General features: G+C 64.7%; 14 protein-coding genes. 13 read left to right on the top strand and 1 reads right to left on the bottom strand.

Annotation, left to right across the window (positions count from 1 at the left end; all coding sequences use genetic code 11):
* Positions 1-125: 125 nt before the first annotated feature.
* Complete coding sequence (locus QM672_RS02590; protein WP_311943309.1) at positions 126-1,766, top strand: acyl-CoA dehydrogenase family protein; 1,641 nt, start codon at positions 126-128, stop codon at positions 1,764-1,766.
* An 86-nt stretch (positions 1,767-1,852) separates the two neighbouring features.
* Here the strand turns inward: QM672_RS02590 and QM672_RS02585 are convergent, their stop codons facing one another.
* Positions 1,853-2,395, bottom strand: a complete 543-nt coding sequence (locus QM672_RS02585) for an invasion associated locus B family protein (protein ID WP_311943311.1) — start codon at positions 2,393-2,395, stop codon at positions 1,853-1,855.
* Between the two features lie 366 nt (positions 2,396-2,761).
* On the opposite strand from QM672_RS02585, the gene coxB reads away from it, so the two are divergent.
* From coxB to QM672_RS02525, 12 genes are all read left to right on the top strand, one after another.
* Positions 2,762-3,628 carry a cytochrome c oxidase subunit II gene (gene coxB / locus QM672_RS02580; protein WP_415080532.1) on the top strand — a complete coding sequence of 289 codons (867 nt, stop codon included), beginning with the start codon at positions 2,762-2,764 and terminating at the stop codon, positions 3,626-3,628.
* Between the two features lie 33 nt (positions 3,629-3,661).
* Positions 3,662-5,308, top strand: a complete 1,647-nt coding sequence (gene ctaD / locus QM672_RS02575; RefSeq protein ID WP_311943313.1) for a cytochrome c oxidase subunit I — start codon at positions 3,662-3,664, stop codon at positions 5,306-5,308.
* A 200-nt stretch (positions 5,309-5,508) separates the two neighbouring features.
* On the top strand, positions 5,509-6,432 hold the full coding sequence (cyoE, locus tag QM672_RS02570; RefSeq protein ID WP_371260366.1) for a heme o synthase: 924 nt from the start codon (positions 5,509-5,511) through the stop codon (positions 6,430-6,432).
* Complete coding sequence (locus QM672_RS02565; protein WP_415080531.1) at positions 6,429-6,674, top strand: hypothetical protein; 246 nt, start codon at positions 6,429-6,431, stop codon at positions 6,672-6,674. The genes cyoE and QM672_RS02565 overlap by 4 nt, the downstream gene beginning before the upstream one ends.
* A gap of 1 nt (position 6,675) precedes the next feature.
* Positions 6,676-7,296 (top strand): cytochrome c oxidase assembly protein, encoded by a 621-nt coding sequence (locus tag QM672_RS02560; RefSeq protein ID WP_415080530.1) that lies wholly within the window; start codon positions 6,676-6,678, stop codon positions 7,294-7,296.
* A 31-nt stretch (positions 7,297-7,327) separates the two neighbouring features.
* The gene (locus QM672_RS02555) at positions 7,328-8,164 is read left to right on the top strand and encodes a cytochrome c oxidase subunit 3 (protein ID WP_311945272.1); all 837 of its coding nucleotides are present in this window, start codon (positions 7,328-7,330) and stop codon (positions 8,162-8,164) included.
* Between the two features lie 64 nt (positions 8,165-8,228).
* Positions 8,229-8,606, top strand: a complete 378-nt coding sequence (locus tag QM672_RS02550) for a DUF983 domain-containing protein (RefSeq protein ID WP_415080529.1) — start codon at positions 8,229-8,231, stop codon at positions 8,604-8,606.
* A complete protein-coding gene (locus QM672_RS02545) occupies positions 8,603-9,358 on the top strand; it encodes an SURF1 family protein (protein WP_415080528.1) in 756 nt (251 codons plus the stop codon). The genes QM672_RS02550 and QM672_RS02545 overlap by 4 nt, the downstream gene beginning before the upstream one ends.
* 251 nt (positions 9,359-9,609) lie before the next feature.
* A complete protein-coding gene (gene thrC / locus QM672_RS02540; RefSeq protein ID WP_415080527.1) occupies positions 9,610-11,022 on the top strand; it encodes a threonine synthase in 1,413 nt (470 codons plus the stop codon).
* Entirely contained in the window at positions 11,019-12,272 is a 1,254-nt protein-coding gene (locus QM672_RS02535) for a M16 family metallopeptidase (RefSeq protein ID WP_415080526.1), read from the top strand. The genes thrC and QM672_RS02535 overlap by 4 nt, the downstream gene beginning before the upstream one ends.
* An 8-nt stretch (positions 12,273-12,280) precedes the next feature.
* Positions 12,281-12,868: a GNAT family N-acetyltransferase gene (locus tag QM672_RS02530; protein WP_311941391.1), complete on the top strand. Its 588-nt coding sequence runs from the start codon at positions 12,281-12,283 to the stop codon at positions 12,866-12,868.
* Between the two features lie 88 nt (positions 12,869-12,956).
* Positions 12,957-13,349, top strand: coding sequence for a cupin domain-containing protein (locus tag QM672_RS02525; protein ID WP_415080524.1), 393 nt, complete (start codon positions 12,957-12,959; stop codon positions 13,347-13,349).
* The last annotated feature ends 18 nt before the right edge of the window (positions 13,350-13,367 follow it).

The following is a 13,367-nucleotide window of genomic DNA, read 5'->3' as shown; positions in this document are numbered from 1 at the left end:
CCCATGGTGGGCGAAGGGCATCGATATAGGCCGATATCCTGCGGCGGAAAACCCCTGCCCTCCCTTCCCCCCTCGCCAGAGGTGCTCCCACGCGATAGTTTGGCCCGCAGTCAGGAAGCCACGCCATGATTGCGCAAGAGCCGATCGCCGACCTGCCGACCCATCAGGTGACCAACCAGGTCCCGCCTTTGCTGGACTACAACCTGTTCGACAGCGACCCCGGGCTGCAGGCTGCCCTGGAGCGCGAAGGCGCCAGCTGGGCACGGGACGCCGCGAGCGCCTTCGGGGCCTCGATCGGCAGCGCCGAAGCGATCGCGCTCGGCGAGGCCGCCGGCCGCCACACGCCCGAACTGCATAGTTTCGACCGCTTCGGCCAGCGCATCGATCATGTCGAGTTCCACCCCGCCTATCATGCCCTGATGGCACGCGGCCTGGAGGCCGGCATCCATTCCCTGCCGGCCTCGGGGCGTTCCGGCGGCTTCGTCGCCCATGCCGTCCTGGAATATATGCTGACCCAGATCGAACCCGGCGTGTGCTGCCCGATCACCATGACCGGCGCCAGCCTGGCCGTATTGCGCCAGGCGCCGACTCTCTTTGCACAATGGGGCCCACTCGTCCGAGCCAATGCCTATGACGGCTCGGCCCGGCCGGTAGCCGACAAGGGAGCGGCGACCATCGGCATGGCGATGACGGAAAAGCAGGGTGGCTCCGATGTCCGGGCCAACACCACCCGCGCAGCCCCCCTCGGTGAAGACTTTTACGAACTCACCGGGCACAAATGGTTCTGTTCGGCCCCGATGTCGGATGGCTTCCTCACCCTGGCGCAGGCGCCCGGTGGGCTCAGTTGCTTTTTCGTGCCGCGCTGGCGGCCGGACGGCACCCGCAATCCCATCTTCATCCAGCGCCTCAAGGACAAGCTCGGCAATCGCTCCAACGCTTCGGCCGAGATCGATTATGCCGGTGCCCTGGCCTGGCGCGTCGGCGAGGAAGGACGCGGCGTCGCCACCATCATGGCCATGGTCAACCAGACCCGGCTCGACGCGGCCCTGGTCTGTGCCGGCATGATGCGCCAATGCGCGGTACAGGCCGTACACCACGCCACCCATCGCCGGGCTTTCGGCAAGCTCCTGATCGAGCAGCCCCTGATGCAGCCCGTCCTCGCCGACCTGGTGGTCGAGGCGGAAGCGGCCACCATGCTGGTCATGCGAGTCGCCCGGGCCTTCGATGCCGATACGCCTGAGGAAGCTGCCTTTGCGCGGATCGGGGCGGCCATCGCCAAATTCTGGGTGACCAAGCGCCTGCCCAATCTCAGCTACGAGGCACTGGAATGTCTCGGCGGCAACGGCTTCGTCGAGGAGGGACCGCTCGCCCGTTTCTATCGCGAGGCGCCTGTCAACGCGATCTGGGAGGGCTCCGGCAATGTCAACGCGCTCGACGTGCTGCGGGCGCTCGCCAAGGAGCCCGCGACCGTCGAGGCATTGCGCAGCGAATTGGAGGCGGCACGGGGTTTGGATCCGCGCTACGATGCCTTCGTCGCAGCCATCCAGAAATCCATGCGTGCTGGCGGCTTGCAGGAAGGCCTGGCCCGCCGTCTGGTGGAAGATCTCGCTTTGGCGCTGGAAGCCTCGCTTCTGCTCCGCCACGGCCCTGCACCGATGGCCGAGGCCTTCATCGCCGGCCGCCTCGCTGGCGGCATGCGTGGCTGCTACGGCGCCCTCCCTGCCGGCCTGAACCTGCGGCCGATTCTGGATCGGGCGACAGTATAAGGCACCCTTGGAGGGTCAATCTCCGGATCGACCCGGCACCGTCGAGATCCACGAAAGGTCGATTCGGAGATCGACCCTCCAATGCCTCATTTCAGCTTGTCGAAACCTTCGCCAAAGCCCTTCAGGGTCAACGGAATGCCGATGCCCTCTTCCGGTGTCTGGAAGATGATGAAGGTGGCTTCCTTACCGGTACGCAGCATGCCAATCTGGGAATCGTCGAGCACCACGTCGGCCAGGCACCCCGTCGGCAGGCAGCGCACGAAGGCGGCGCGGCCGACATCCTTGCCGTCGATCTTGAGGCCAAGGCCAGACGGCAGGAGCACGCCGAGCGGCGCGATCACCCGCAGCAGGCGGCTCTTCTGGTCCGCGGTGCGCAGCACCAGCACCGAGAGGGCCACATTGGGGCGATCGGATGCGGTGACGGCCTGCACCAGCGCGCATTGTTCCTGCTGGGCTCCCGGCGGGGTATCGCAGCGCACCTGCCAATTGTCGTGGGTCGAGCGCAGCACGCCGAGCTGATCGGTCTGCTGCGCCGCGGCAGGACCGCCAAGCACGGCACCGGCCAGCAGGCCCGCGAAGGAAAGGCCGGCTACCCGCCGCAGCGTGGTCGCAAGAGCATGTTTCAGCATGTGTGCCAACAAGTTACATCCTCGCCGAATCAGGGCCCGCAGGCCCGGTTTGGATTTCAGTCGCGACGGGTAGCAGACAGGCCCTGACTGTCAAGCACGGCGCCGCAACGGTGCTCCACCCAGGTTGACGGCACATCATGGCGCTTTCGCGCCCAATTGCCGCACAAACCGTGGACGTCGAACCATTGCGATGCGCTGTGGATTGTGGTTTTTGAGTGACCGTGTGCTTTACATGAGTTCCAATCCGTGAAATCTGCGCGCCAGAGAGTTTTGCGCGATTGGCGCTCCCGACCGGTAACGAGCCAAGAGGCGTACCACGTGCCGTATCGGCTGCGTCGTGTCGGCGGGGAATTGGAGAGAAGGCGGATGGCTTTCCAGGCTAGGAAGAAAATGGGCGGGGTGGCACTGTCATCGCTGCTGTGGGGCCTCATGATCGGCACGGCCGGTGCCGAAGAGGCCGCCAAGGGCGGCCTCGGCGAGCCGCAGCCCTGGCAGATGGGCCTGCAGGAACCCGCCACGCCGGTCATGGAATATATCAACTGGTTCCATACCTATGTGATGTGGTTCATCGTACCGATCACCCTCTTCGTGATGGTCCTGCTACTCTACGTGATCGTCCGCTTCAACAAGAAGGCCAATCCGGTCCCCTCCAAGGTCACGCACAACACCATCCTGGAAGTGGCATGGACGGTGCTGCCGATTCTGGTGCTGGTGTGCATCGCCCTGCCCTCGTTCAAGCTCCTCTACATGGAGGAAGTGATTCCGAAGGCCGACCTGACCATCAAGGCGACCGGCAGCCAGTGGTACTGGGATTACGAATATCCCGACAATGGCGACATTTCCTTCTCCTCCACCATGGTGCGCGACCTGCCCATGAGCGATCCGCTGCGCCTGCTCAAGGTCGACAACGAGGTCGTCGTGCCCGTGAACAAGACGGTGGTGGTGCAGGTCACCTCCAACGACGTGATTCACTCCTTCTCGGTGAACTCCTTCGGCATCAAGATCGACGCCATTCCCGGCCGCCTGAACCAGACCTGGTTCAAGGCCACCCGCGAAGGCATGTATTATGGCCAGTGCTCGCGCCTGTGCGGCCGCGACCATGCCTTCATGCCAATCGCCTTCCGCGTGGTGAGCGAGGAAGAGTTCCAGAAGTGGGTGGCCAGCAAGAAGACTGCAATGAACGGCGCCGCCCTGGACAAGGTCGCAGCCGCGACCTCCGTCGTAGTAAAGTAATGGCCTGACGGCTCGACTAAAGGATTGAATGTGATGGCCACTGCCCACAACGCATCGGCGCATGGGGATCATGCCCAAGATCCGCATGCCCATGACGCGCATGATCATCCGACCGGCTGGCGCCGTTATGTCTATTCGACCAACCACAAGGACATCGGCACGCTCTACCTGATCTTCGCGCTCGTCGCGGGTATCATCGGCGGCCTGCTGTCGGTGGCGATGCGCGCGGAACTGATGTTCCCGGGCCAGCAATTCTTCACCAACCCCTACACGTTCAATGCGTTCGTGACCGCGCACGGCCTGATCATGATCTTCTTCATGGTCATGCCCGCGATGATCGGCGGCTTCGGCAACTGGTTCGTGCCGCTGATGATCGGCGCGCCGGACATGGCCTTCCCGCGCATGAACAACATCTCGTTCTGGCTGCTGATCCCGGCCTTCGGCCTCCTGATCATCTCGATGTTCGTGCCCGGCGGCCCCGGCGCCGACGACCTCGGTGTCGGCACGGGCTGGACGGCCTATCCGCCGATGTCCTCGATCAAGGGCACGCCCGGACCGGCGATGGATTTCGCCATCCTGTCGCTGCATCTGGCCGGCGCTTCCTCGATCCTGGGCGCCATCAACTTCATCACCACCATCTTCAACATGCGCGCACCCGGCATGACGCTGCACAAGATGCCGCTGTTCGCCTGGGGCGTGCTGGTTACCGCCTTCCTGCTGCTGCTGTCGCTGCCCGTCCTCGCCGGCGCCATCACCATGCTGCTGACGGATCGTAACTTCGGCACCGCCTTCTTCGATCCGGCCAATGGCGGCGACCCGATCCTGTGGATGCATCTGTTCTGGTTCTTCGGTCACCCCGAAGTCTACATCATGATCCTGCCGGGCTTCGGCATCGTCAGCCACATCATCTCGACCTTCTCGCGCAAGCCCATCTTCGGCTATCTCGGCATGGCCTATGCCATGGTCGCCATCGGCGTCGTCGGCTTCGTCGTGTGGGCCCACCACATGTACACCGTCGGCCTCGACGTCGACACCCAGGCCTATTTCGTGTTCGCCACCATGGTGATCGCGGTGCCGACCGGCGTGAAGATCTTCTCCTGGATCGCCACGATGTGGGGCGGCTCCATCGACTTCAAGGCGCCCATGGTGTGGGCGACGGGCTTCATCTTCCTGTTCACCGTCGGCGGCGTCACCGGCGTGATGCTGGCCAATGCCGGTGTCGACCGCTCGCTGCACAACACCTATTACGTGGTGGCGCATTTCCACTACGTGCTGTCGCTGGGCGCGGTTTTCTCCATCTTCGCGGGCTGGTACTACTGGTTCCCGAAAATGTTCGGCTACGTCATCCCCGACTGGATGGGCCAGGTGCATTTCTGGATCGCCTTCGTCGGCGCCAACATGCTGTTCATGCCGCAGCACTTCCTCGGCCTCGCCGGCATGCCCCGCCACCTCGTCGACTACAACCCGGCCTTCGCAGGCTGGAACCTGGTCTCCTCGCTCGGTGCCTTCATCTTCTTCGGCGGCGTGATCTGGTTCCTGGCCATCAACTTCTATGCGGTCTTCGTCCGCAAGGAGCAGGCGGCCGCCAATCCCTGGGGCGAAGGCGCCACCACCCTGGAATGGACGCTGTCCTCGCCGCCGCCCTTCCACCAGTTCGAGACGCTGCCCCGCATCCGCTGAGCCCCTCGAACGCATGAGCTTTCGGGAGGGCGGCCGTTTCGACGGCCGCCCTCCCGCCTCCAGCAAACAGGTTTTCTTCTCGAGCCTTTCCCCGAAGGCTCGAGAAGAAAACCGGCCCGCAAGGGCCTCCGGCCAAATGCTCTCAGACCAAGCATCTCCTGTCTGGCCGGCTCGACGAAAAGGAACGTTCTTTGACCGATATCGGCATGCCCATCCAAGGCGAGGCTGACGATGCTGTTCCCGTGATCAGCATCGCGTCGGTTGGCGATTTCCTGGCTTTGCTCAAGCCGCGCGTGATGTCGCTCGTGGTGTTCACCGCCCTCACCGGCATGGTCGTGGCGCCCGGCCCGATCCATCCGGTCATCGGCCTCGCCGCCCTGATCGCCATCGCGGTCGGCGCCGGCGCCTCGGGCGCCCTCAACATGTGGTACGACGCCGACATCGATGCCGTGATGTCGCGTACGCGCAACCGTCCGGTTCCGGCCGGCCGGGTCAGCCCGGGCGAGGCGCTCGCCTTCGGCATCATCCTGTCCGGCCTATCGGTGCTGGCGCTGGGCGTCTTCACCAACTTCCTCGCCGCGGGCCTGCTCGCCTTCACCATCTTCTTCTATGTCGTTGTTTACACGATGTGGCTGAAGCGCTGGACGGTGCAGAACATCGTGATCGGCGGTGCGGCGGGCGCCCTGCCCCCGGTCGTCGCCTATGCGGCGGTGACCGGCACGGTAACCGTGGAAAGCCTCGTGCTCTTCGCCCTGATCTTCATGTGGACGCCGCCCCATTTCTGGGCGCTGGCGCTGTTCAAGTCGGGCGACTACGAAAAGGCCGGCGTGCCGATGCTGCCCGTGGTGGCGGGAGACCACGAGACCCGCCGCCAGATCCTGATCTACACCGTGCTGCTGGCTCCGATCGGCATGCTGCCCTGGCTGCTCGGCTATGCGCATTGGAGCTATGGCGTGGTTGCGGGCCTGGGTGGGCTCGGCATGCTCTGGCTTGCCATCGACATCTGGCGCAAGCCCGGCGACATGGGACCGGCCAAGCGCATGTTCGGCTACTCGATCCTCTATCTGTTCGTGTTGTTCGCCTGCCTGCTCGGCGAGGCGCTGGTGATGAGGGTCCTGGCATGATGGCGCATCATTTTTGGTTCATCGGACCGGCCCTGATCATCCTGCTGCTGATCATCCTGTTCCGTCCCCTCGCCTATCAGCGCCCGCCCAAGGACAGCTGGGTCGCCAGGCTGCCAGCCGACCAGGCGCGTAAGCTGCACTGGCGTTCCATCGCGATCGCCGCCGCCCTCATCGCCTTCGTGCTGCTCGTCTATGCCGTGAGCTTCGTCAAGGGCCCCGGCGTGCTCGACAAGGGGTTCTAGAATGGCTGGAACGCCCGACAAGCCCTCCTCTTCGCGCCCCAAGGTCGGCAATAGCGTGATCGCGGTGTCCTGCATCGCGTTCGTGGCATCGATGGTCGGTGCGGCCTATGCCGCCGTGCCGCTCTATACGCTGTTCTGCCAGGTCACCGGTTTCGCGGGAACCACGCGCGTTGCCGAGGCCGCCCCGGGCCAAGTCCTCGACCGCAGCTTCGAGGTGCGCTTCGATTCGAACATCAACCCGGCCCTGCCCTGGAAGTTCGAGCCCGAGCAGCGCTCGGTGACGGTCAAGGCCGGCGAGGTGAAGACGGTCTATTACAAGATCACCAACCTCTCCCAGGAAACCACCTATGCCGCGGCCGCCTACAATGTGACGCCGCAGGAAACCGGTGCGTATTTCTCGAAAATCCAGTGCTTCTGCTTCACCAACCAGAAGCTGGGGCCGGGCGAGAGCCAGGAATTGCCGGTGGTCTTCTTCGTCGATCCCGCGATCGACAAGGTCGACTATCTTGCCGGCGTGCACACGATCACGCTTTCCTATACCTACTATCCGGCCAAGCCTCCCGTGACTCCGCTCGCGGCGGCCGAACCGAAAACCGACACGTCGAGCAAACCGCAGTTATAAGTTCCCGGGCGACCGGCATCTGGAGAAAGCCATGGCTCAGACCAAGAACCATGATTACCACCTCGTCAATCCGAGCCCGTGGCCGTTCGTCGGCTCGATGGCGGCTTTCATCCTGGCCATCGGCCTGATCACCTGGATGCACAAATATTCCTACGGCCCGCTGGTGTTCGGCGTCGGCCTGATCGGCGTGCTCTACACCATGCTGATGTGGTGGTGGGACGTCATCAAGGAAGCTTCCGAGGGCGATCACACCCCGGTGGTGCAGCTGCATCACCGCTACGGCATGATGCTGTTCATCGCGTCGGAAGTGATGTTCTTCGTCGCCTGGTTCTGGGCCTATTTCGACGTCGCCCTCTTCCCGGGCGATGCCGCCGAGGTCGCTCGTACCACCCTGACGGGAGGCGTCTGGCCGCCCAAGGGCATCGAGACCCTCGATCCCTGGCATTTGCCGCTCCTGAACACGCTGATCCTGCTCACCTCCGGCACCACGGTGACCTGGGCCCATCACGCCCTGCTCGAGGGCGACCAGAAGGGCCTGAAGAACGGCCTGATCCTCACGGTCGTCCTCGGCCTGATCTTCACGCTGTGCCAGGCCTACGAGTATGCCCACGCGCCGTTCTCCTTCTCGGGCCACATCTACGGCTCGACCTTCTTCATGGCGACGGGCTTCCACGGCTTCCATGTGATCGTCGGCACCATCTTCCTGGCGGTCTGCCTGCTGCGCGCCAATCTGGGCCAGTTCACCCAGCGCCATCACCTCGGCTTCGAGTTCGCCGCCTGGTACTGGCACTTCGTCGACGTGGTCTGGCTGTTCTTGTTCGCCTGCATCTACATCTGGGGTTACGGTCCCGGCGGCGTGCACGGCTGAGCCGCCTTCATACGATCAACGAGGCGGCCGGGATCACCCGGCCGTTTCCTTTTTGAGGCCCGAGATGCCGCAAGATCACCATTATGCGCCGCTTTCGCCCTTCCAGACCGGCTCGCGCGGCAGATGCCCGCGTTGCGGCCAGGGCAAGCTCTTCGATGGCTTCATCAGCCTCAAGCCGAAATGCAGCGCCTGCGACCTGGACTACAGCTTTGCCGATTCGGGCGACGGGCCGGCCGTGCTGGTCATCCTGGTCGCCGGCTTCATCCTGCTGGGTGCGGCCGTCTATGTCGAATTCACCTTCTCGCCTCCGGTCTGGGTCCACATCGTCCTGTGGCTGCCGCTCTCCCTCGCCGTCTGCCTCGGCCTGCTGCGCTGGATGAAGGGCGTGCTGGTCGCCCTGCAATACACCAACAAGGCGGCCGAAGGCCGGCTGGAAGAATGACGACGGCCGTGGTCTCCTCGCGTCCGCGCTCGCTGGTGGCGCTGACGATCTCGATGCTGGTGATGGGCGCCTTCCTGGTCGGGCTCGGTATCTGGCAGCTCGAACGTCTGCAATGGAAGCTCGGCCTGCTCAAGGAGATTGCCGACCGCACCACCGCGGCTCCCGTTGCTCCGCCCCCCGAAGCCGATTGGCCGCGCCTGACGCGGGATGGCCTCGAATACCGGCATTGGCAGGTCTCGGGAACCTTCGACCATGCCAAGGAGATCCGCTCCTTCACCAACCTGCCCGATGCCAAAGGGCAGTTTCGCGGCGTGGGCTACTGGGTGCTGACACCGCTCATCCGTCCCGACGGTTCCACCATCCTGGTCAATCGCGGCTTCGTGCCCGAGAACGCCAAGGATCCCGCCAGCCGCCAGGCCGGGCAGATCGCCGGTCCCGTCACCATCACCGGCCTCGCCCGCTGGACGGAAGACCGCAATCTCTTCACGCCGGCAGACGATCCTGCCACCGGCAACTGGTTCACGCGCGACATTGCGGGCATCGCCAAGGCCGAAGGGCTGACGCGGGTCGCGCCCTTCTTCATCGATGCCGATGCCAGTACCCCCGGCGGCCTGCCCCAGGGCGGCGAGACCATCCTCACTTTCCCCAACAACCACCTGCAATATGCGCTGACCTGGTTCGGTCTCGCCCTCGGTCTGGTTGGGGTCTACATCGCCTTCGTCCTGCGCCTGAGGCGCAAACCGGCGGGATAAGGACGGCGCCGCTGGGCAAGCAGAATTTCCCGGCGAGGGCCGCGAACGGGTCTCGCCGGGAAATTCTGCAAATATTTGATATCTTGCAGTTTCCCGTTGATCGGGCCTGTGGTCCGATCAACGGGAAACTGCATGGGAGGCGGCGATACGCGCCTTGCCCGTCGGGCCCGGGCGGATTACAGGATGAAGACTGTGTTCCGGGACGGCGCGGCCGGCATTGGCGGCGCTTCCGGCACCGAAAGGATAGAACCGTGCACTATGTCTCCACGCGGGGCGAAGCTCCCGTCCTCGGCTTTTGCGATGCCCTCCTCGCCGGCCTTGCCCGCGACGGCGGCCTCTATGTGCCGCAGCATTGGCCGGTTCTGTCCCACGCCCAGATCGCTTCCTTTGCAGGCAAACCTTATTGGCAGGTGGCCGAGGCGGTGATCGCGCCCTTCGTCGACGGCGAGATCGAGCCGGCGGCCCTGCGCCACATGATCCAGGAGGCCTATGCCGGCTTCGGCCATCCAGCCGTCGTGCCGCTGGTGCAGATCGGCGACAATCTGTTCGTGCAGGAGCTGTTCCACGGCCCGACGCTTGCCTTCAAGGACGTGGCGATGCAATTGCTCGCCCGGTTGATGGACCACGCCCTGAAGGCCCGCAACAAGCGGGCCACCATCGTCGGCGCCACCTCGGGCGATACCGGCAGTGCCGCCATCGAGGCCTTCCGCGGCCTCGAACAGGTCGATATCGTCATCCTCTATCCCCACGGCCGCGTCTCCGAGGTGCAGCGCCGGCAAATGACCACGGTGGACGCCCCCAACGTGCATGCCGTGGCGCTGGAGGGCAATTTCGACGATTGCCAGGCCCAGCTGAAGGCGATGTTCAACCATCTCGAATTCCGCGACGAGATCGGCCTGTCGGGCGTCAATTCCATCAACTGGGCCCGTATCGTCGCCCAGATCGTCTATTACTTCACCGCCGCGGTGGCCCTGGGCGCGCCGCATCGCAAAGTGTCGTTCTCGGTGCCCACGGGCAATTTCGGCGATATTTTCGCTGGCTATGTCGCCAAGCGCATGGGCCTGCCGATCGAGCGGCTCCTGATCGCCACCAATGTCAATGACATCCTGGCGCGCACCATCGCGACCGGCGTCTATGAGGCGCGCGGCGTGAAGGAGACGTCTTCTCCCTCGATGGACATCCAGGTCTCCTCCAATTTCGAACGCCTGCTCTTCGACGCCTATCGCCGCGATGCCGGTCAGATCCGCCGCCTGATGGGCAATCTCGCCCAATCCGGTGCCTTCGAGATCGACGAGGGCGCCTATGAGGCCATTCGGTCGGAGTTCGACGCCGAGCGCGCCGACGAGAAGGAAGTCGCCAAGACGATCGGCATGATCTGGCGCAATGCCGGCTATCTCCTGGACCCCCACACGGCCGTCGGCGTGATGGCGGCGTGGAAGGCCGAACCCGATCGCCGCGTGCCGATGGTCGTGCTCGGCACGGCTCATCCCGCCAAGTTCCCCGCTGCGGTCAAGGATGCCTCCGGCATCGAACCCAAGCTGCCGGATGCCCTCGCCGATCTCTATGAGCGGCCCGAGCGTTTTACCGTCCTTCCCAATGACCTCGGGGTCTTGGAGGCCTTCGTCCGCAAGCATTCCCGCGCGGCCCAGGGTGCTGCGGCATGAGCGTCGAGGTTACCCGCCTCCCTTCCGGGCTGACCGTCGTCACCGACGCGATGAGCCATCTGGAAACCGCTTCGCTCGGTGTCTTTGCCGGCGCCGGCGCCCGTTCGGAGGGCGAGAAGGAGCACGGCCTTGCCCATCTGCTCGAGCATATGGCGTTCAAGGGCACGCGGACCCGTGACGCCAAGCGCATCGCCGAGGAGATCGAAAGCGCCGGCGGTGAACTCAATGCCGCGACATCGGGCGAGCAGACGGCCTATTATGCCCGCGTGCTGAAGGAAGATGTCGGCCTGGGCTTCGACATCCTGGCCGACATCCTCACCCAGTCCGTCTTCGATACCGATGAACTGACGCGGGAGAAGAATGTCATCCTGCAGGAGATCAGCGCCGTCGAGGACACGCCGGACGATCTGGTCTTCGACATGTTCAACCAGGCCGCCTTTCCGCATCAGCCCCTCGGCCGCCCCATTCTCGGCACGCCCGAGACGGTGATGTCGTTCGACCGCAAGGCGATCCAGAGCTATCTCGACACCCATTACCGGGCCGGACGCATGGTGGTCGCTGCCGCCGGCGCAGTCGAGCATGATCGCGTCGTCGAGGAGGCAGGCCGCCTTTTCGCCCATCTGCCAGGGGGCAGCGGCCCCGAACCGGCTTCGGCCGTCTATCGTGGCGGCGAAGACGTGATGGAGACCGATCACGAGCAGGCCAATGTGCTGATCGGCTTTGCCGGCCGTTCCTACAAGGATGCCCTCAGCCCGGCTCTCGGCATCTTCACCAATCTGGTCGGCGGCGGCATGTCCTCGCGCCTGTTCCAGGAGGTGCGCGAAAAACGCGGCCTATGCTATTCAGTCTATGCCTTTCAGTGGGGCTATGCCGATACCGGCATTTTCGGCATATCCGCCGGCGCCGACGAGCTGCACGATCTCGTCCCGGTGATCCTGGATACCGTGGCTGCCGCCGCCTCGTCCCCCACAGAGGCCGAAATCGCCCGCGCCAAGGCGCAGATGAAGGCGGGCCTTCTGATGGCGCTCGAATCCTCGGCCATGCGTGCCGAGCAGATGGCGCGCCACATGCTGATCTGGGGCCGCCCCCTACCGCCGGCCGAATTGATTGCCAAGATCGATGCGGTCACCGCCGAGGACGTGCGCCAGGCCGGCGCGGCCGTGCTGGCGTCGCCGCCGACCCTGGCCGCCCTCGGACCGGTCAAAAAACTGCCCCGTCTCGACAAGATCCGCACCCATCTGGCGGCATGAGGCGGTGAATGTCCTTCCTGCGCCCCTTCTCCTTCGCCGACGTCGTACCGCCGGTCCGTGGCGAGAAGGTCGAGCTGCGCGCCCCGGAAATGCGCGATTTCGAGGCCTGGGCTGCCCTGCGTGGCGCAAGCCGGGAATTCCTGCGCCCCTGGGAGCCGACCTGGCCACCCAATGATCTGACACGCCCGGCCTTTCGGGCCCGGATCAAGCGCTATGGCCAGGATGCGAGGGCCGACGCCGCCTATCCCTTCTTCGTCTTCCGCTCCGATAACGGCGCGCTGGTCGGCGGCCTCACGCTCGGCCAGATCCGCCGCGGCGTGGCGCAGACCGGTTCGCTCGGCTATTGGATGGGTCAGGCTCATGCCGGCCAGGGCCTGATGAGCGACGCCGTGCGGGCTTTGCTGCCCTATGCCTTCGGCACGCTGCGCCTGCGCCGGGTGGAAGCCGCCTGCCTGCCGGAGAACGGCCCTTCGATCCGGCTCCTGGAGCGTGTCGGCTTCATCCGAGAGGGCTATGCCCGCTCCTATCTGTGCATCGCCGGCGCCTGGCGCGACCATCTGCTCTACGCCATTCTCTCCAGCGACGAGATCCGTTGAGGCTTTCCAGGGTGAGAAGCGTTGGCTTCACCAGGCGCTCCCGGAGGGCAGGAACGTAAATTCACAGCATCACCGCGCGGAGGGCACCATGATTGGGGAAACTCAACTTGTCATCACCCGGGCAGAGGAGCGGCCACGGGAAGCCTGGGAGGATCCCACCAAGGGGAGCGTGGCCTGGCACACCTTGATCAGCGCGGATATCACGCCGACCGACAGCCTCAGTGCTGGAATCGCCGTCCTGCCGCCCGGCGGCACCAATCCGCCGCACCGCCATGCCGAAGCAGAGCTCTATCTCATCCTGGAAGGCAGCGGCGTGCTCACGGTCGATGGCGCGGAAAGCCCCGTCGGCAAGGGAGCGGCTATCTTCATTCCCGGCAATGCCTGGCACGCGCTGCGCAACGAAGGCGACGCCGAGCTCCGGCTCTTCTATGTCTTCCCGACCGGACGCTTTTCCGACGTGGTCTACGAGTTTCCCGGTTGAGCCCGAACGTCGCGGCCC

Origin of the sequence: Labrys sp. (in: a-proteobacteria) (assembly GCF_047605565.1) — a bacterium.
Taxonomy (GTDB): Bacteria; Pseudomonadota; Alphaproteobacteria; order Rhizobiales; family Labraceae; genus Labrys; species Labrys neptuniae.
The sequence above is the reverse complement of the archived record's forward strand: the minus strand, read 5'-3'. Positions and strand labels throughout refer to the sequence as shown.